The sequence below is a fragment of the Mesorhizobium sp. genome, from assembly GCF_004962245.1.
Classification (GTDB): domain Bacteria; phylum Pseudomonadota; class Alphaproteobacteria; order Rhizobiales; family Rhizobiaceae; genus Mesorhizobium.
Map to the genome: position 1 here is coordinate 144081 of NZ_SUHQ01000013.1, position 17792 is coordinate 161872.

Genomic DNA, 17792 nt, shown 5'->3' on the forward strand with positions numbered 1-17792 from the left:
TGCCCCTGCCCGGTTGAATCATATTCTCAGGGCCCGGAAAAGGCCTTGGCGGCAAATGTCCGCTAAAAATGACGCCGTTCGGCTCCCGGCGCTCAAGCTGTTCACGAAGCGTGAAAGGCAACTTGCGGTCGCCTGCCGCAACAGTCTAGTGTCGCGTCTTCTTCGAAAGCCGATTTTGGGGGCACCAATGCTGCAGTGGCTGGATAGCGTGGCGGGTCCTGGTTATGCCGCGGCAATCCTGTGGGCGTTAGTCGCGCTAGTCCTTTTGGTCGTCGTTCTCCTCATCATCAAGCTGATCCGCAGTCTGACCTTCGGAACATTCGTTGCCGGCGGCAGAAACCGCAAGACGCGGCTGGCCGTCATGGACGCCACCGCTGTCGACAGTCACCGCCGGTTGGTGCTGGTTCGCCGTGACGATATCGAGCACCTGCTGCTGATCGGCGGCCCGACCGACGTCGTCGTCGAACGCGACATCAGGCTGTCGGCGCTACGCCGTCCTGCCCTGACCGGAGCCGGAGATAGCGGCGGCCATCAGCCGACGCCCCGGCCACGCGCACCTCAACCCGCCCCAGCGCCGGTGAGGCAAGCACCGCCTCCGCAGCCGGCAAGCGCAACCTCAACGCCTGTCCGGCCCCATCAGACGGCACCGGCGCCGAAGCCGGCAGCGCAAAGCCGCCAGTCGGCGATCATCACGCCGATGCCCACCTACGGGTCGGTGAATGCCAATGCCGTTCGACACGTCCCATCGCCGGCAAGCCAGGATTCCCCGGCAACGCAGGATTCCCTTGACGATACGCTGATGAAGGAGCTCGAGGTTTCGTTCGACGACCCGCATCCCAGCAGCCCGGTGAGCAAGCCAGCGGCAAAAACGCCACCGTCTCTCGATGACGAGATGACGAAGCTTCTCGGCGAGTTGTCCAGCCAGAAAAGATAATCGGCCGGCGAACCGTCAACAAAATCGAACAAAAAAATGGCCGCAAACCGGCCATGAAAAAATTCCTAAGCTGTATTTTAGACGCTTCGCGTGTGCTTCAGTCGTCGCGGTAGACCTTCTCGCGGCGCTCGTGGCGCTCCTGCGCCTCGATCGACAAGGTCGCGATCGGACGCGCATCGAGCCGCTTCAGCGCGATGGGCTCGCCGGTTTCCTCACAATAGCCGTAAGTGCCTTCGTCCAGGCGCTGGAGTGCGGAATCGATCTTTGAAATGAGTTTTCGCTGGCGATCGCGGGCGCGAAGCTCGATGGCGCGGTCGGTTTCCGAAGAGGCGCGATCGGCGAGATCGGGATGGTTGGCGTTTTCTTGCTGAAGGATTTCGAGAGTTTCGCGCGCTTCGCGCAGTATGTCGTTCTTCCAAGTGACGAGCTTCAAGCGAAAGTAGGATTTCTGCCGCTCGTTCATGAACGGCTCGTCTTCGGAGGGTACGTAATCGGCGGTAACGATGTCGTTCATTCGACTCACCCAAACAGCCCTAAATTTGGCGCCTATATATTCGCGGACCGAATGCTGCACAAGCGTAATCGGTGACAGTTTCACGCAATTGTTAATGTCGGGCCGAGGGATATTGTCAACGTCTTTTGCATGTAGGGCACAACTGGATTCATGTATGATTCGTTGAGCTTGAAGAGTGCCGGCCATTGTGCACAAGGCCTTTCTCATGGCTAATCCTGCGGCGCCTTTTGACGAGTTTCGGTGTTTGGCATAAGCGAGGGGCCGGTGAGCAAGCTTTATCTGCTGAGGCATGCGAAGGCCGGATGGGCCCTGCCGGGCGTGCGCGATTTCGATCGTCCGCTCGACGCATCCGGCCTCGCCGACGCCGAAACGATCGGCGCGGCCATGCGGGCCCGCAGCTACATTCCGGACCTCACCCTTTGCTCCAACGCAAAACGGGCGCGCCAAACGCTGGAAGGTCTAGCCGGCCACACCGATACAGGCCGGGTCGTGTTCCTGGACACGCTCTACAGCGAGGATGCTGCCAGCTATCTCAACCTCATCCGCGGTAATGGCGGGTCAGGCTCGCTGCTCGTCATCGGCCACAACCCAATGACAGAAGACCTCGCCATTGCGCTCTCGGGCGACGGCGACGAGACTGCCAGGGGAATGCTGAACTACGGCTTCCCGGCCTCCGGCCTTGCGGTCGTCCGGTTTCCCGGCAGTCTTGCCGATGCTGCGCAAGGCACCGGCTATCTCGAGGCCTTCCTGACACCTGCCGATCTCTGATGCCATTTCAAACCCAGGCGCCTGCGTCTATATCGGGCGTACCGAAGCCCCGAGAGAATTGATTTGGCATCATCGCTGACCACTTTAACCGACGAGGCGAAGATTGCCCTGGATACGCTGTCGGGGCGCGCTACAGGGCTTTTCTCGCCATCGCTGCGGCTGGGTGTTACCGGCCTTTCCCGCGCAGGCAAGACGGTGTTCATCTCGGCCTTCGTCCACAATCTGATCCATGGCGGGCGTTTGCCGCTGTTCGAGGCGCAGAAATCGGGACGCATCGCCCGTGCCTTCCTCGAAGAGCAGCCGGATGACGCCGTGCCGCGATTCCAGTACGAGGATCACGTCGCGGCCCTGGTCGACGACCGCCTCTGGCCGGATTCGACACGTGCCATTTCCGAGCTGAGGCTCACAATCGAATATGAATCGGCATCCGGCTGGAGCCGCATGTTTTCATCAGGCAGATTGTCGGTCGACATCGTCGACTATCCCGGCGAATGGCTGCTCGACCTGCCGTTGCTCGGCAAATCCTATGCCGATTTCTCACGCGAAGCCTTCGAGATGGCCGTGCTGCCGGTGCGCGTCGACCTTTCGCAGGAATGGCGCGCGCTGTCCGCCGCGGTCGACGCGAATGCGGACGCCGACGAGATGACGGCGCGCCGCCTCGCCGAGGGCTTCGCCGCCTATCTCAAGGCATGCAAGCTCGACGAGCGGGCGCTTTCGACCTTGCCGCCCGGCCGTTTCCTCATGCCCGGCGATCTTGAGGGCTCGCCTGCACTGACCTTCGCGCCCTTGCCGGGCCTGAGTGAGCGGCGGGCGCGTTCCGGGTCGCTGCAAGCAATGATGGAGCGGCGCTACGAGGCCTACAAGACGCATGTCGTAAAGCCGTTCTTCCGCGAACACGTCACGCGCCTGGACCGTCAAATCGTGCTGATCGACGCTCTGCAGGCCTTGAACGCAGGCCCCGGCGCGATGGCCGATCTCGAACGTGCGGTGACCGAAATCCTCGCCTGTTTCCGTCCCGGCCGCGGCAACTTCCTGACAGACTTTTTTTCAAGGCGCATCGACCGCATATTGGTGGCGGCGACAAAGGCGGACCATCTGCACCACGAAAGCCACGACCGGCTGCAGGCGATCGTGCGGCGGCTTGCCGACCGTGCCGTGGCGCGGGCGAATTTCACCGGCGCCGATGTCGACGTGGTCGCCTTGGCGGCCGTGCGCGCGACCCGGGAAGGCACGGTCAAGCAGGGCCGTGAGACACTGCCGGTCATCATCGGCACACCGTTGAAAGGTGAAAGGATCAACGGCGAAACATTTGATGGAAATACCGAAACAGCGATATTTCCCGGTGATTTGCCGGAGAGAATTGATGCAGTGTTCGACGTTTCTGGGCCGGACCATCGCCAGAGCAATGAAGATCCGGCGATCCGCTTCGTGCGTTTTCGCCCGCCAAAACTCGAACGCACCGCTGAAGGCGTCACGCTGTCGCTGCCGCATATCAGGCTGGACCGCGCCCTGCAGTTCCTGATCGGAGATCATCTGGCATGACGGCACCCCGCAAGCCGGCAGCATTTCGCATCGAGCCGGAAGTCCCGCCAAAGGGACAGGCCGCCTTTCGCCAGCCCGATGCCCCATCGGCGCGAAAGCCACGCGCGGTGAAGGCGGATGTCTCGGTCGTCGTGCCCGCCGAGATCGACGTCTTCGACGAGCCCGACATCGTCGCCGCCGAACCGCCGCCGGCGACCGCGCCGCGGAAGCGTTCGATGTCAGGCAGTCTGTTTTTCGGCGCATTGGGCATTCTGGTTTCGCTGGCAATTGGCCTTTGGACCGACCGGCTGATTCGCGATCTGTTCGCGCGCTCCGAATGGCTGGGCTGGCTGGCCGCCGCGATGGCCGTGATCGCTGTGCTGGCGCTTCTGGTCATCCTTGTCCGTGAGGTCCTGGCGATCGCCCGCCTCGCCGAGGTCGAAAAGCTGCAAAAGCGAGCACTTGATGCCATCGCCCGCGACGACCCGAAGGCCGCGCGCGCCGTAGTCGACGAACTTTCCGCCTTTGTCGCAGCCAAGCCCGAGACCGCGGCCGGCAGACGTTCGCTGGCTGAATTACGCGGCGAAATCATCGACGGCGGCGACCTGGTGCGCCTGGCCGAGACCGAAATCCTCGGGCCGCTCGATGCGCGCGCCAAGGTGATGATCCTCGAAGCGGCAAAGCGTGTGTCGCTGGTGACGGCGGTCAGCCCTCGCGCTCTGGTCGACGTCGCCTATGTCGTGTTCGAAGCCGGCCGGCTGATTCGGCGCCTGTCGGAACTTTATGGCGGCCGGCCGGGCACGCTGGGCTTCTTTCGGCTGGCGCGCAGCGTTCTCGCCCATCTGGCGGTTACCGGCTCGATCGCCGTCGGCGACAGTTTCGTTCAGCAGATCGTCGGCCATGGCCTCGCCGCTCGGCTCTCGGCAAAGCTGGGCGAAGGCGTCGTCAACGGCATGATGACGGCGCGGATCGGCATTGCAGCGATGGAGACCGCAAGGCCCCTGCCCTTCAGCGCCGCGAGACGGCCCGGCATGGGTGATTTCCTGTCCGCGCTGACGTCGTTTGCAACAAAAAAGCAGAAGGAAACATCCGCTTCCGATACATGACAATCGCCTGGGACGGACGCGTGCTGGTGGGCGCGCAAAGGACGCTGCAGCACTCTGATTTTGCGCACGATCCTGAGTGCAAATCGATTCCGATTTCCCGGTCACGCGCCCAGCGGTGACGAAGCATTAACCAATCTTGTTCATGGTTCGGACGTGCTCAAAACCAGTCTCTTTGTTGCCGGGTGTCGTCGATGAAAAGCGTGATCTTGTCTAGCGTCCTGCCCATGGCGGTCGTGGTTTCAACAACTGTCGGCCTGGTCGAAAGGACCTTTGCAGCGGAACGGGACAAGAAGTTCTTTCAATCGGTGGAAGGCAAATGGGTCGGCCCGGGGGAAATCGTCGCCGGCAAATACAAGGGCACGAAATTCACCTGCAATTTCATTGGTTCGACGCCTGAAGGCACGATCGGCATGTCGCTCGACGGCGGTTGCCGGGTAGGCATGTTCACCCAGCAGATGTCGGCGACGATCCAACACAAGGGCCGCGAGGGCTACAGGGGCAGCTTCATGGGCGGCGCCGCCGGTTCCGGTCTCGACATCATCGGCGGCAACGTGGTCAACGCCAACAAGGTCGTCTTCACCATCAACCGCAATCAGTTGCGCGGCGTCATGCAGGCTCTTGTCCCCAACGACAATTCGATGACGGTGACGGTTGCGGTGCGCGTCGACCAGCAATTGGTGCCGGTCATCGGCATGAAGCTGAAGCGGGTCGATACGCTCCAAGTCGGCTCCATCGCGCCGAACTGAGCGACCATTTGCGCGTCCAAGAACGTGCGGAGTTCAAAAAAGCGGCAGCCGCGGTCGCCGCTTTTTGCAAGCCTCAAGTCAGTGGTCAGCTCTTGATGGCGGCAGTCAGCTCGTCATAGGCCTTGCAGGCCTCGTCGGCCGTCGTGGTGCCCTGATATTTGGTTGTGACCGCCTGGACCTTGGCGGTGAGATCGGCTGCCTTGGCCGGATCCTTTGCAATCACCTCCTGAAGGGCTGCAGTCATGTCCTGAGCCTTCTTGGCCAGCATTTCGGTCGTGCATTCCGGCGCCTTCGAACAGGCCGAACCGGCAAGTGCCGCAATGCCAACGGCAACAAGCAAAAACGTCTTCATGTCAGTCGTCTCCCTCAAAAAAGGCGGCCGACTTGATCGTCGTCCGCCCTTCAATGGCCAAAGCCGCGCGTCCTTAGCGCCTGATTGCAGCAATACGCAATGCGGCGGATGCATAAACTTGTGTAACACGCCCGCAACACAGCACATTCAGGATTTGCACTGTTCGATCTCCGCCGAAGCCCCTATCTTGGCCGCTCGATGCTGCGGCACGTGCAGCGGTCCTTAAGAAAGAACGGAACGGCAGGCATGGCGGCAGAGGCAGCGGGCAGCGATCTTATCCACGTGGTGGCGCTGCTCGCCGCAGGTGTTGTCGCCGTACCTATCTTCAAGCGCATGGGCCTCGGCTCCATCCTTGGCTATCTGGCGGCCGGCGTGGTGATCGGCCCGTTCGGCATCGGCATCTTCTCCGAATCGGAAGCCATTCTCCACGTCGCCGAGCTCGGTGTCGTCATGTTCCTGTTCATCATCGGACTGGAGATGCAGCCGTCACGACTATGGGGCTTGCGCCGGGAGATTTTCGGTCTCGGCGCGCTGCAGGTCGGCGTCTGCGCGGTTCTGCTGACCGGCGTCGGACTGGCGGGAGGTTTTCCGGTCTCGCAATCCTTCGTCGCCGGCGCCGGCTTCGTACTGACCTCGACGGCGATCGTCATGCAGCTTCTGGAAGAACGCGGCGAGATCGCAGCGCCCAAAGGTCAGCGCATCGTCTCCATCCTGCTGCTCGAGGATCTGGCGATCGTGCCGCTGCTGGCCCTGATCGCCTTCCTGGCGCCGAGCGGCGCCGAAGTAAGCATGACCGAGCGGTTGACGGAAGTCGGCATCGGCCTTGCCGCCATCGTCGGGCTGGTGCTTGCCGGACGCTATCTGCTCAACCCGTTCTTCCGCATCCTGGCGGATGCCCGCGCCCGCGAGGTGATGACCGCCGCCGCCCTTCTGGTCGTTCTGGGATCGGCGCTTGCCATGCAGCTCAGCGGCCTGTCGATGGCGATGGGCGCTTTCCTGGCTGGCGTGCTGTTGTCGGAATCCACCTTCCGCCATCAGCTGGAGGCCGACGTCGAACCGTTCCGCGGTGTCCTGCTCGGGCTGTTCTTCCTTGCGGTCGGCATGTCGCTCGACCTGCGTGTGGTCGTCGAGAACTGGCAGCTTGTCGCCATCTACGTCGTCGCCTACATGGTGATAAAGGCGATCGGCATCTACCTCGTCGCCCGCATCCTCAAGACCGGTCACCGCGAAGCGCTCGAGCGCGCCGTCTTCATGGCGCAAGGCGGCGAATTCGCCTTCGTTCTCTATTCCGCGGCGGCGGCGGTCGGCATCATCGACAGCCAGGCCAATGCGACCCTGACAGCGATCGTCATCATATCCATGGTGCTGACGCCGCTGGCCATAGTGGCGCTGCGATATCTCACGCCGCGCGAGGAGCAGTCGCTCGAAGGCGTCGACATCGCCGATGGCCTTTCCGGCAGCGTGCTGATCATCGGTTTCGGCCGGTTCGGCCAGATCGCCAGCCAGCCTCTGCTGTTGCGCGGGATCGATGTATCGATCATCGACAATGACGTCGAAATGATCCAGGCCGCCGCCGATTTCGGCTTCAAGGTCTACTATGGCGACGGCACACGGCTGGACATTCTCCGTGCCGCGGGTGCCGGCCGCGCGCGCGCCGTGCTGATATGCGTCGACAAGGCTGATGTCGCCGTTCGCATTGCCGAACTCATCACGGGGGAGTTCCCCTTGCTCACGGTGCTGGCAAGGGCCTTCGATCGCGGCACCGCGCTGCAATTGATTCGTACGGGCGTCGATTTCCAGCTCCGGGAAACCTTCGAATCAGCCCTCGTCTTCGGCGGCTCCACACTCGAAGCCCTGGGCGTCGACCCGGAAGAGGTCGCCGAAGTGATCGAGGATGTCCGGCGCCGCGACACAGCCCGCTTCGAAATGCAGCTTGCCGAAGGCATTCGCGCCGGACAACGCTTCCTCAAGGGCAACATCGGCACGCCCATCCCGACACCGCTCACCCCGCCACGCCGCACCGGCCAGGCGCTCAACGAAGAGACCGCCGGCGTGCTGCATAAATCCGAATCTGCGGACTGACCGAGGAATCACTGATGGACATGGACAACCGAGCCTTTTCAGTCACCCAATTCTGGCGCGACGCCGGGAAGGATGCATGGTTCGAGAAGAACGACACCTTCGACGCGGAGTTCCGCAATCGGTTTCTCGATCTGCATTACGCCGCCGCCCGGCGTGAATGCGACGACTGGTCGGAGCATGCCGAAGGCTCACTTGCGCTGATGATCCTGCTCGACCAGTTCCCGCGAAATTGCTTTCGCGGCACCGGCCATATGTACGCCACCGATCCGCTGGCAAGGCATTTTGCCGAAAAGGCAATCGCCGCCGGCCAGGATCTGGCGCTCGACGAAGACCTGCGCGTCTTCCTCTATTTGCCCTATGAGCATTCGGAGGACCTCGCCGATCAGCTCAAATCGGTGGACCTCACCACCAACAAGGCTCAATCCTATCTGAAATATGCGGTCGAGCACCTGGAGATCATCCAGCGCTTCGGCCGCTTTCCGCATCGAAACAGGATGCTTGGCCGCGAGACGACGTCGGAAGAACAGGTCTTCCTCGACGGCGGCGGATTTTCCGGCTGAGCTCGGTGCATCGGCCCAAAAAGTGGTTGCAAGGGTTTTGGGCCCGATGCTTTAGGTCAGCCACCAATCCCGGCCGGACGGCAATTGCTCGATGCCGGTGCTGTCGAGAGCGGCAAGTCGCTCCGGCACGCTTCTGCCGCCTACGGTGAGGCCGGGCGCGATCTCGGCCAGCGGCGCCAGAACGAAAGCGCGCTCCAGCATGCGCGGATGCGGCACTTCGAGCCCGGTTTCGTGGATGATCCGATCGCCGAACACCAGAATATCGATGTCGATCAGGCGTGGGCCCCAGCGTTCCTCGCGCACCCGCTTCAGTCTGCGTTCGACGTCGAGACAAAGATCGAGCAATGCATGTGGTGCGAGCGAAGTTGAAATTTCGGCAGCCGCATTGAGAAAATTCGGCTGATCGAGCTTGCCCCAGGGTGGCGTGCGGTAAAGCGAAGAGACGACGACAACGCGCGCGTTCTCGTCGGCGTCCAGCATGCGCAGGGCGGCGCCCATCGACTTTGCCGGGTCGCCGAGATTGCCGCCAAGGCTGAGGTAGACAGTGTTATTCGGGCCAGACAACGGTCACCTCGACATGATCGAGCACGCCGGGCACCGGCGCGTTCGGCTTGCGCACGGTGATCTCGGCTTTTTTGATCTGGGGAAACCGGGCCGTCAACGCCCGGGCCACTTCCAGCGCCAGCGCTTCTATCAGAAACCGCCTCTCCCCGGTTATGATCTTTTCGATCACCCCGAAGGCGACACCATAGTGGACCGTATCCTCGATGGAATCATCGACCAGCGCGCGGCCGGGTTCGACGGTGAGCGTAGCGTCGACATAGAAGCGTTGGCCGAGCGTCTCCTCTTCATCCAGCACGCCGTGCCGGGCGAAGAAGGCGCAGTTTTTCATGCGGATGACATACATCGCTCAGCATCCTGCTCGATTAGGGCGAAGTGCGTCCACCTGGACGCACTAAGTACGCTCTAACGCTTTAAATCCACGCATCAAACCTACGCACCGCGCTTCCGAACCGAAGGTGAGCGCAGCAAGAAATCGATTCCGACTTCGAGCCTATGCGGCGGTTTCACGCGCCAGCATAGCATCCGCAAGCGCCAGCGCATCCGCATTGATTGCGACATCATGGACGCGAAAAAGCTGCGCGCCCTTGAGCCTCAGGATGACGCTCGTCGCCGCCGTTCCAGCATCCCTGGCCGAGGCGTCGCGGCCGGTGACAGCACCGATGAAGCGCTTTCGCGATGTGCCCGCCATCAACGGAAAGCCCAAGGCACCGAGTTCGGAAAACCGTGCCATCAGGTCGAGGTTCTCCTCGGCTGTCTCCTTGGCAAAGCCAAAGCCCGGATCGAGCACGATCTGGTCATCGGCAACGCCGCTCCGGCGGGCGATTTCCAGTGACTTCCTCAAGAAGAAAAACTGGTCCTCGATCACGTCGGGCAGTTTTTGCCGATCACGCCCAGTGTGCATGACGACAAGCCCGGCGCCGGTTTCGGCCGCGACGCGGGCAATGCCTGGTTCGCGCTGCAGGCCCCAGACATCGTTGACGATATGCGCGCCGGCGGCGACGGCAAGCCGGGCGGTGTCCTCGCGATAGGTGTCGACCGAAATCAGTGTCTCGCCAAGCCTGGCGAGCGCCTCGATGACGGGCAACACACGGGCCTGCTCTTCCTCGACGGTTACCGCAGACGCGCCCGGGCGTGTCGATTCTCCGCCGACATCGATGACGGAGGCCCCCTCTTTCACCATCCGGCGCGCCTGGGCCACTGCCTGTTCAGGCACTGCAAACTGCCCACCGTCGGAGAAACTGTCCGGCGTGACATTGAGGATACCCACGATCACGGCCTTGCCGCCAAGGTCGAGATGGCGCCCATGCGCCAACTGCCATTGCCCTGTCGTCATTGTCGATCAACCATGTATGATCCGCCAAAGATCAATTCCGTTGCGTCGGCAACGGCCGTAAAGCAAGGTGGGCGAAGAGGCAACATGACGAAACGACCCTTGCTCTACGCGCTGATGCTCGCATTTGCCGCCTTGCCGGCGGGTGCGGCGAGTCTGGTTAAGACATACAGCTACTTCAGCATCGGCGGCAGGACGCTCGATGACATCGGAACCCAGCTTACGAAACTTGGACCCCAGGTGAAAAGCACCGGGATGCGGCATCCAGGCGCCACGCAGATGGCGTTCTCTACCCGCGTCAGCTACGCGGAAAAATCGAATTCCTGCCGGATTGCCGACGTCAACGTTATCGTCAAGGTCAAGGTGATCCTTCCCGAGTGGCGCCGCCCGCGCAAGGCCGACGCCGGCGTGAGGCTGTTTTGGGCCACATTGTCCGCCGACATCAAGCGACATGAGGACCGCCATGTCGAGATCGCCAAGAACCATGCCCGCGAACTCGAGGATGCGCTGAAGGCGACTTACCCGCAGAAGACCTGCGACGCGGCCAAGGCCAAGGCCGCCGAGATCACCGCCGCTATTCTTGCCAAGCATGACCGGGCCCAGGTGCAATTCGATCGCGTCGAAACCATCAACTTCGAAAGCCGCATCCTGCGGCTGCTGCGCTATCGCATGGAGCGCATCGAGAACGGCCGCCTGCCAGGTTGACTTGGACCAGATGGTAACGATTTAGGCACTGGCAGCGCCTTCGCCTCGACACGTCCGGGATCGCCTGCTATTGCCACGCCGCTGTTATACGAAACGCATGCCGGTCGGTAGTCCGGCGATCCCGCCTGGCGGGATTCGAAGCCCCGTTTGCCCCAACGAGGTCCACAGCCCAATTCAGAGGGTCCGATTTCCGGCCTGTCGCCGTCACCGGCGCTTAGACGGACGGCTCGGCTCTTCCTCTGGAAACAGTGTCGCCAGCGGGCGGACGGAGTGGGTCGATGGATAAAGCTGTCAGCGAAGCGGCCACGGGGCCGGTAGAGGCGTCGCCGCTGACGGAACGCGAAAAGAACGCCATCATCGGCGGCGTGCTGTTGTCGATGCTGCTGGCGGCGCTCGACCAGACTATCGTCGCGCCGGCAATGCCGACCATCGCGCGTTTGCTTGGGCATGCCGAATATCTGCCGTGGATCGTGACCGGGTACCTCTTGACCGCGACCGCCACGGCGCCACTCTACGGCAAGATCTCCGACGTCTACGGCCGCCGGCCAACCGTCTATGCGGCAATCCTCATCTTTCTTGCCGGATCGCTTGTCAGCGCCATGGCTCCCAACATGCTCGTCCTGGTCGTCGGACGGGCTATCCAGGGTGCCGGCGGAGGCGGCTTGTTCGCCCTGACGCAAACTGTGATCGGCGATCTCGTTCCACCGCGCGAACGGGCACGTTACGCCGCCTGGATCGCGGGCACTTGGGCGGTTGCCAGCATCGCCGGGCCGCTGCTCGGCGGCTCTTTCGCCGAACATCTGCACTGGTCGCTGATCTTCTGGATCAACATCCCGCTCGGTCTTCTGGCGATGGCGATCATCGACAAGCCGCTCAAGAAACTGCCGGTCGCCGCAAAGCATCACAGCATCGACGGCCTCGGCGCGCTGCTTCTCGTCGTGGCCACCGCGCTATTGCTTCTTGCACTGAACTGGGGCGGCAGCGCCTATCCGTGGACGTCACGCGAAATCCTCGGGCTGCTGGCCTGCTCGGCGGTCTTTAGCGGCGCCTTTGCGCTGCGGCTCATGCGCGCCGCCGAACCGCTGATCTCGCTCGAAGTGCTCGGCAATCCGATCGTGCTTGCCGGGACGCTGTCGATGTTCCTGCTGCAGGCCGCCAATGTCGGCCTGGCGGTCTACCTGCCCGTCTACCTGCAGTCGATCCTTGGTCTCTCGGCCAGCAATTCGGGCATCGCGATGCTCGGGCTGCTGCTCGGCACCGTCGCCGGCGCGACATTCAGCGGCCGCATGATACCGCGCTTCGTTCATTACAAGCGGATCGCGCTGGTAGGAACGATCTTCGCCATAGCCTGCCTCGGCGTGCTCGGCCTTGTCGCCGGACATGCCTCGCTGATGGTTGTCGAGGTTCTGACGACCTGCATAGGGCTGGGTGCCGGGACGACGTTCCCGGTCGTCACAATCGCGGTTCAGAACGCCGTCGACCGCCCGCATCTTGGTGTCGCGACTGGCGTGCTGGCTTTCCTTCGCTCGCTGGGCAGCGCGCTTGGCGTCGCCATGCTTGGCGCGGTCGCCCTCGGCTACGGCCTTCCGTTGGCCAGCGAAGGCGCGCAGGCGGCCGGCCCTGTCGCATCGGCCACACCGTTCGTGATGATCTTTTTTGCCACCGCGGCAACGCTGCTCGTATCGCTTGTCACGCTCGGGCTGATGCCGGAGAAGCCGCTGCGCGGCCATGCCGAGACCGAGGCGCCGATTCTTGTCGAGTAAATCAAAGGCCCAGGTGTGTTGAGATTTAGATCAGGCCGCGCCGAAAATGCTGGTTTCCGAGAACCGGAACGGAGCGTACTTTCGGGTACGTGAGTACCGGAAGCGCAGGAAATCGGCATTTGCAGGCCGGCATCATCTGAATATCAGCACACCTAGCCGACGACGCCGAGCTTCTTCTGCAGGCTGGTCGACGAGGTCGTGTACTGGAACACGATGCGCTCGCCGGGGCTGATGATGCGCTTGGCCGCCTGCGCCATCAGCGCGACCTCATGAAAGCCCGACAGGATCAGCTTCAGCTTGCCGGGGTACCAGTTGATGTCGCCGACGGCAAAGATGCCCGGTATCGAGGTCTGGAATTTCTCGGTGTCGACGGGGATCATGTTCTCATGAAGATTGAGCCCCCATTCGGCGATCGGTCCGAGCTTCATGGTCAGGCCGAAGAACGGCAGCATGCGCGTGCAAGGTACCTCGATGTCGCCGTCCGGGCTCTTGATGGTCGCTGATGAGAGCTGGCCGTCGGCGCCGGACAATCCACTCACCTGACCGATCTTGAATTCCAGTTCCTTCATCTCCTGCATGGCGTACATTTTGTTGACGCTGTCGGGCGCCGCGCGGAATTCCGGACGCCTGTGGACCAGCGTCACGCTCTTGGCCACCGGCTGCAGGTTCAGCGTCCAGTCGAGCGCCGAATCGCCGCCACCGACGATGATGAGGTCGTGGCCGCGGAATTCCTCCATGCGGCGAACCGAATAGAAGACGCTCTTGCCTTCATAGAGCTCGATGCCCGGGATCGGCGGCCGCTTCGGCTGGAACGAGCCGCCACCGGCGGCGATCACCACAACCTTGGCTTCAAACACCTCATTCTCGTCGGTGATGACGCGAAAGCTGCCGTCCTCGAGCTTTTCAAGGCTTGAGACCATGCGGTTGAAGGTGAAGTCGGGCTTGAACGGCGCAATCTGCTCGAGCAGCTTGTCGACCAGGCCCTGCGCCGAGATCGATGGCCAGCCGGGAATGTCGTAGATCGGCTTTTCCGGATAGAGTTCGGCGCATTGCCCACCGGGCCGGTCGAGTATGTCGATCAGATGGCACTTCATGTCGAAGAGGCCGAGCTCGAACACGGCGAACAGGCCGACGGGCCCTGCCCCGACAATGAGTACGTCCGTCCTGGTGATATCGGTCATGAGTGAGCCTTGTAGAGAATGGCGCGACACTGCATGACCATTGGCCCGCTGCCAAGCCGGGGTCGTAAAAATCGGCTATAAACCCGGGCTTCAGCCCTGGCGCTTCAGCCCTGGCGGGCGGGCACGCGTACAACCAGGCCGTCGAGAGCGTCACGCACCTTGATCTGACAGGAGAGCCGTGAGTTCGGCTGGACGTCGTAGGCGAAGTCCAGCATGTCCTCTTCCATTGCTTCCGGCTCACCGACCTCCGCCGTCCATGCCTCGTCGACATAGACATGGCAAGTCGCGCAGGCGCAGGCGCCACCGCATTCGGCCTCGATCCCCGGCACGGCGTTGCGGATCGCGTTCTCCATGACGGTCGAGCCGTTTTCGGCGTCCACATCAAAATGTGTGCCGTCATGGGCGATGAATGTCAGCTTGGTCATTTGTCACCTGAAGAGAGTCCCAGCCGAGATAATCACTCCGGCAGACAAGTCAACTGCGGCGCGAAAGCGGCGCTCTATGCCGTTTTTTTCGGAAATGGGTTTAACGGCTGATGGCGGCGACGAAATCGCGGACTTCTTCGATCAGGGAGCCAAGCCGCTTGAGGGTATTGGTATCTTCAGGCTGACTTTCGATCGCGCTGGCGCAATCGGCAATGGCGAAGGCGCCGACGCCGCGCGCCGAGCCTTTCAGCCCGTGCGCCAGAAGCAGCCGTTGCCTCACATCGGCGTCGACGATCCTGTCGCGAACGGACAGCGCCTGCTGCACGAACAGTGCCAGCACCTCCTGCTCGAGGCTGCGGTCGCCCATCGTCTGGCGCGCGAGATGCGCCAGATCCACCGGCCGCGACCCAGCCGTTCCCGACACATCGCCGCCAGGCATCGAGAAGGCAATGCCGTTTTCGCCACGCATGAATCTGCAACTCCGTTCTTCCAGTCGAAAAAAATAGGCGCATCCTGTGGACAACGGGTTAATGATTGGCCCGGAAAAATGTTGCGATAACGGCGACGGAATCACAGTTTTGTTAACCTTATATTTAAAGTTTTACGTATCGCACCGAATGCATGTTTTCTTTACCCCGGTGTGTCATTACGATACGACAGGTCCATTTTCAGCCTCTTGCGTGGGACACGATAAGCAGAATCCATAAGTCCCACGGCAGCTTGTACAGGGTAGCGAAGGCATGGCGAAGAAAACAACGACTTCAAAAACGCTCGACAGCGACGTAGCCAAGGAACTCGAAAAGGCACTTGATATCGATCTGAGCGGCGATGCCGGTGACCTCGACATCGCCGCGTCGATGGAAGATCTGGAAGCGCAGATATCGCAGGCTGCCGACGAATTGGCACGCGAAGGCCGCAACCAGAATGCCGAGCCCGTCGCCGACCAAAGCCAGAAGGCGGAGCCTGTCGCCAACCTGGGCCAGAAGACCGAGCCTGTCGCCAACCAGGACCAGAAAGCAAAGCCCGCGGCAAAGACCATGCCGGCTGAACTGCGCCCTGTGGAAACGCGCAATGGCTCACAGCCGGTCGGTTTCACGCCAGCCAATGACCCTCGCCCAAAAGACTACAAGACGCTGCTTCATACCCTCAATCGGCGTGCCTCGAACACGATCTACTGGGTCGTGGCGCTCATTTCGCTCGTCTGGATCGCGGGCGCCGGTGCATTGGCCAATCTGCTGTTTGGACCAGGCATCTGGCAAATCCGCACCGCCGACCAGTTTTTCGCCCGTCCCGAACTGATCGGCCTGGCGGTCGCTACGCTCCTGCCCGTCCTCCTGTTCTGGGCGTTTGCAGCCATGATTCGCCGCGCGCAGGAAATGCGCATCGCCGCTCAGTCGATGACGGAAGTGGCCTTCCGCCTGACCGAGCCGGAAAATATCGCCCAGGATCGCGTCATGATGATCGGGCAAGCCGTTCGCCGCGAGGTGGCGGCCATGGGTGAAGGCATCGAGCGCACGCTTGCGCGTGCCGTCGAACTCGAAACCCTGGTCCACAGCGAGGTGAACCAGATCGAACGCTCCTATTCGGAGAATGAATCCCGTATCCGATCGCTTGTCGACGGACTGGGCAGCGAGCGCGAAGCGGTTGTCAGCCACGCCGAGCGCGTGCGCGCCTCGATCACCAGCGCGCATGAGACGCTGAAGGACGAAATCGGGGCTGCCAGCGACATCATTCGCGACAGCATCCTCAACGCCTCGACCAACCTGTCGATGACCATCAACAACTCCGGCGATACGCTGATCGACAGGATCAACGAAAGCTCGATGTCGATCTTCGATTCGGTGGAAGGCCGGCTCGATTCGATCACGGACCGCCTGTCGACCTCCGGTGAAGCCTTCGCCAGCCTTCTCGATACACGCATCGCCAAGCTGACGGACACGACCGACGGCCTCACCCGGTCATTGACCGATCTGCTCGACGATCGGACGTCCGGCATGGTGTCGCTGCTCGGCGGCGCCGCGCGCACGCTCAGCTCCGAATTTGAAGCCAGCCTCGACGGCATCGAGCGGACGCTGGCCGAACGCGGCCAGGCGTTGATTGGTGAGTTCCAGACCCGCGCCGAAGCGCTGGACACCGGCACGCAGAAACTCAACGCCGCGCTTGAAGCCCGCGCACGCCAGATCAACGAGACCCTGGTCGAGCGCGCGCGCGAAATCGCCCATACCTTCCAGGAAAGCAAGGAGACGCTGTCGGCGATGATCGATCAGGGCAAGACCCAGATCGGCGCCGACATGGCCGACATCGTTTCGTCGACCTCGTCCATGCTTGAAGCGCGCGCCGGCGATTTCGCCGGGCGCATGGAGGCGGCCCGTCATGTAGTGTCACGCTCCTTCGACGCCGATATCCAGCGGCTTGCCGATGCCCGCCTCGGCATCGAGGAAGCCGTCGAGAACCACAGCCGCAAGCTTTCCGAAAGCCGCGAACGCATGGCGGCGGCAATGCAGGACGAACTGGCGAAATTCGCCGAAGGCCGCGCCGGCATCGACGCAGCTGTCACCGACCAGGTGCAGAAGCTTGCTGAAGGCCGCAGCCTGATCGCGCGCGCGCTCGAAGAGGACCTGCGCAAGGTCAACGAGTCACGCGCCGCCATCGATGCTTCGCTCGGCAGCCATCTCGAAAGGCTCGAAGAGGGTCGCAACAGGCTTTCACAGGCCTTGAACGAAGACTCCGGAAAACTTGTACAAGCCCGTACGATCATTGACGAAATGGTTGCCGGTCATGTTGGCAAGCTCGCCGAAGGCCGTAGCATTCTTTCGCGCGCCCTCGAGGCCGATCTCGGCAAACTGGCCGACAGCCGCGCCAGCATCGATGGCTTGGTCGCCGGTCAGGTCGAGAAGATCGCCGAAGGTCGCGCCATACTCGCCAAGGCGCTGGAATCCGACATCGTCGGCATCAAGGGTCTCATCGAGAACCATTCCGCCAAACTGGCGGAAGACCGTGCCGAACTGTCGCGTTCGCTCGAAAGCGACCTGTCCGGCATCAGGGGCCTGGTCGAGGACCATTCGGACAGGCTCTCCAGCGATCGCAGCCTGCTTTCGCAGACGCTCGAGGATGACCTCGCCAAACTGGCCGAAAGCCGGTCGAGCATCGACGGGCTGGTCGCCGGCCAGGTCGAGAAGCTGGCCGAAGGCCGCGACATTCTCAAGCGCGCGCTGGAATCCGATCTCAACACGATCAAGGG

At 62.1% G+C, this 17792-nt stretch carries 17 protein-coding genes and 1 pseudogene; 10 read left to right on the forward strand and 8 right to left on the reverse strand.

Annotation, left to right across the window (positions count from 1 at the left end; translation table 11 throughout):
* Positions 1-187: 187 nt before the first annotated feature.
* Positions 188-934, forward strand: a complete 747-nt coding sequence (locus tag E5X88_RS15925; RefSeq protein ID WP_292162853.1) for a flagellar biosynthetic protein FliO — start codon at positions 188-190, stop codon at positions 932-934.
* Positions 935-1031: 97 nt separating this feature from the next.
* Here E5X88_RS15925 and dksA read toward each other — a convergent pair whose 3' ends face one another.
* A complete protein-coding gene (dksA, locus tag E5X88_RS15930) occupies positions 1032-1448 on the reverse strand; it encodes an RNA polymerase-binding protein DksA (RefSeq protein WP_023717816.1) in 417 nt (138 codons plus the stop codon).
* Between the two features lie 264 nt (positions 1449-1712).
* Here dksA and E5X88_RS15935 point away from each other — a divergent pair, with 264 nt between their 5' ends.
* The 4 genes from E5X88_RS15935 (at position 1713) to E5X88_RS15950 (ending at position 5589) form a co-directional block, all read left to right on the forward strand.
* Entirely contained in the window at positions 1713-2216 is a 504-nt protein-coding gene (locus E5X88_RS15935; protein WP_292162857.1) for a histidine phosphatase family protein, read from the forward strand.
* Between the two features lie 63 nt (positions 2217-2279).
* Positions 2280-3758, forward strand: coding sequence for a YcjX family protein (locus tag E5X88_RS15940; protein ID WP_292162859.1), 1479 nt, complete (start codon positions 2280-2282; stop codon positions 3756-3758).
* Positions 3755-4843 (forward strand): YcjF family protein, encoded by a 1089-nt coding sequence (locus tag E5X88_RS15945; protein ID WP_292162861.1) that lies wholly within the window; start codon positions 3755-3757, stop codon positions 4841-4843. Before E5X88_RS15940 ends, E5X88_RS15945 begins: the two co-directional genes overlap by 4 nt.
* Before the next feature lie 191 nt (positions 4844-5034).
* Positions 5035-5589 carry a hypothetical protein gene (locus E5X88_RS15950; protein WP_292162862.1) on the forward strand — a complete coding sequence of 185 codons (555 nt, stop codon included), beginning with the start codon at positions 5035-5037 and terminating at the stop codon, positions 5587-5589.
* Positions 5590-5674: 85 nt separating this feature from the next.
* Here the strand turns inward: E5X88_RS15950 and E5X88_RS15955 are convergent, their stop codons facing one another.
* Positions 5675-5941 carry a hypothetical protein gene (locus E5X88_RS15955; protein ID WP_292162864.1) on the reverse strand — a complete coding sequence of 89 codons (267 nt, stop codon included), beginning with the start codon at positions 5939-5941 and terminating at the stop codon, positions 5675-5677.
* 246 nt (positions 5942-6187) lie between these two features.
* Between E5X88_RS15955 and E5X88_RS15960 the strand changes: the two genes are divergently transcribed.
* Together E5X88_RS15960 and E5X88_RS15965 are read left to right on the forward strand one after the other, a co-directional pair.
* Positions 6188-8023, forward strand: coding sequence for a monovalent cation:proton antiporter-2 (CPA2) family protein (locus E5X88_RS15960; RefSeq protein WP_292162867.1), 1836 nt, complete (start codon positions 6188-6190; stop codon positions 8021-8023).
* 14 nt (positions 8024-8037) lie between these two features.
* Positions 8038-8583, forward strand: coding sequence for a DUF924 family protein (locus E5X88_RS15965; protein WP_292162869.1), 546 nt, complete (start codon positions 8038-8040; stop codon positions 8581-8583).
* 51 nt (positions 8584-8634) lie between these two features.
* On the opposite strand, the gene folK is transcribed toward E5X88_RS15965, so the two are convergent.
* From folK to folP, 3 genes are all read right to left on the reverse strand, one after another.
* On the reverse strand, positions 8635-9147 hold the full coding sequence (folK, locus tag E5X88_RS15970; protein WP_292162871.1) for a 2-amino-4-hydroxy-6-hydroxymethyldihydropteridine diphosphokinase: 513 nt from the start codon (positions 9145-9147) through the stop codon (positions 8635-8637).
* A complete protein-coding gene (gene folB, locus E5X88_RS15975) occupies positions 9131-9490 on the reverse strand; it encodes a dihydroneopterin aldolase (RefSeq protein ID WP_292162872.1) in 360 nt (119 codons plus the stop codon). Before folB ends, folK begins: the two co-directional genes overlap by 17 nt.
* 147 nt (positions 9491-9637) lie before the next feature.
* A complete protein-coding gene (gene folP, locus E5X88_RS15980; protein WP_292162874.1) occupies positions 9638-10480 on the reverse strand; it encodes a dihydropteroate synthase in 843 nt (280 codons plus the stop codon).
* Positions 10481-10564: 84 nt separating this feature from the next.
* On the opposite strand from folP, the gene E5X88_RS15985 reads away from it, so the two are divergent.
* Together E5X88_RS15985 and E5X88_RS15990 are read left to right on the forward strand one after the other, a co-directional pair.
* Entirely contained in the window at positions 10565-11182 is a 618-nt protein-coding gene (locus tag E5X88_RS15985) for a DUF922 domain-containing protein (RefSeq protein WP_292162876.1), read from the forward strand.
* Positions 11183-11460: 278 nt separating this feature from the next.
* Positions 11461-12945: an MDR family MFS transporter gene (locus E5X88_RS15990; RefSeq protein WP_292162877.1), complete on the forward strand. Its 1485-nt coding sequence runs from the start codon at positions 11461-11463 to the stop codon at positions 12943-12945.
* A 152-nt stretch (positions 12946-13097) separates the two neighbouring features.
* Here E5X88_RS15990 and E5X88_RS15995 read toward each other — a convergent pair whose 3' ends face one another.
* The 3 genes from E5X88_RS15995 to E5X88_RS16005 form a co-directional block, all read right to left on the reverse strand.
* On the reverse strand, positions 13098-14126 hold the full coding sequence (locus E5X88_RS15995) for an NAD(P)/FAD-dependent oxidoreductase (protein WP_292162878.1): 1029 nt from the start codon (positions 14124-14126) through the stop codon (positions 13098-13100).
* Positions 14127-14230: 104 nt separating this feature from the next.
* Positions 14231-14551 carry a 2Fe-2S iron-sulfur cluster-binding protein gene (locus E5X88_RS16000; RefSeq protein ID WP_006334837.1) on the reverse strand — a complete coding sequence of 107 codons (321 nt, stop codon included), beginning with the start codon at positions 14549-14551 and terminating at the stop codon, positions 14231-14233.
* Between the two features lie 100 nt (positions 14552-14651).
* Complete coding sequence (locus E5X88_RS16005) at positions 14652-15020, reverse strand: Hpt domain-containing protein (RefSeq protein WP_292162879.1); 369 nt, start codon at positions 15018-15020, stop codon at positions 14652-14654.
* 271 nt (positions 15021-15291) lie between these two features.
* On the opposite strand from E5X88_RS16005, the pseudogene E5X88_RS16010 reads away from it, so the two are divergent.
* Positions 15292-17792: pseudogene (locus E5X88_RS16010) on the forward strand (kinesin); the annotation flags it as partial.

Excerpts from the sequence above, each read along its gene's own strand:
- E5X88_RS15925 (WP_292162853.1), top strand. The coding sequence starts at position 188 with ATGCTGCAGTGGCTGGATAGCGTGGCGGGTCCTGGTTATGCCGCGGCA.
- E5X88_RS15990 (WP_292162877.1), top strand. The coding sequence starts at position 11,461 with ATGGATAAAGCTGTCAGCGAAGCGGCCACGGGGCCGGTAGAGGCGTCG.
- E5X88_RS15995 (WP_292162878.1), bottom strand. The coding sequence starts at position 14,126 with ATGACCGATATCACCAGGACGGACGTACTCATTGTCGGGGCAGGGCCC.
- dksA (WP_023717816.1), bottom strand. The coding sequence starts at position 1,448 with ATGAACGACATCGTTACCGCCGATTACGTACCCTCCGAAGACGAGCCG.
- E5X88_RS15960 (WP_292162867.1), top strand. The coding sequence starts at position 6,188 with ATGGCGGCAGAGGCAGCGGGCAGCGATCTTATCCACGTGGTGGCGCTG.
- E5X88_RS16005 (WP_292162879.1), bottom strand. The coding sequence starts at position 15,020 with ATGCGTGGCGAAAACGGCATTGCCTTCTCGATGCCTGGCGGCGATGTG.
- E5X88_RS15945 (WP_292162861.1), top strand. The coding sequence starts at position 3,755 with ATGACGGCACCCCGCAAGCCGGCAGCATTTCGCATCGAGCCGGAAGTC.
- E5X88_RS15985 (WP_292162876.1), top strand. The coding sequence starts at position 10,565 with ATGACGAAACGACCCTTGCTCTACGCGCTGATGCTCGCATTTGCCGCC.
- folB (WP_292162872.1), bottom strand. The coding sequence starts at position 9,490 with ATGTATGTCATCCGCATGAAAAACTGCGCCTTCTTCGCCCGGCACGGC.
- folP (WP_292162874.1), bottom strand. The coding sequence starts at position 10,480 with ATGACGACAGGGCAATGGCAGTTGGCGCATGGGCGCCATCTCGACCTT.
- E5X88_RS15965 (WP_292162869.1), top strand. The coding sequence starts at position 8,038 with ATGGACATGGACAACCGAGCCTTTTCAGTCACCCAATTCTGGCGCGAC.
- E5X88_RS15955 (WP_292162864.1), bottom strand. The coding sequence starts at position 5,941 with ATGAAGACGTTTTTGCTTGTTGCCGTTGGCATTGCGGCACTTGCCGGT.
- E5X88_RS15950 (WP_292162862.1), top strand. The coding sequence starts at position 5,035 with ATGAAAAGCGTGATCTTGTCTAGCGTCCTGCCCATGGCGGTCGTGGTT.
- E5X88_RS16000 (WP_006334837.1), bottom strand. The coding sequence starts at position 14,551 with ATGACCAAGCTGACATTCATCGCCCATGACGGCACACATTTTGATGTG.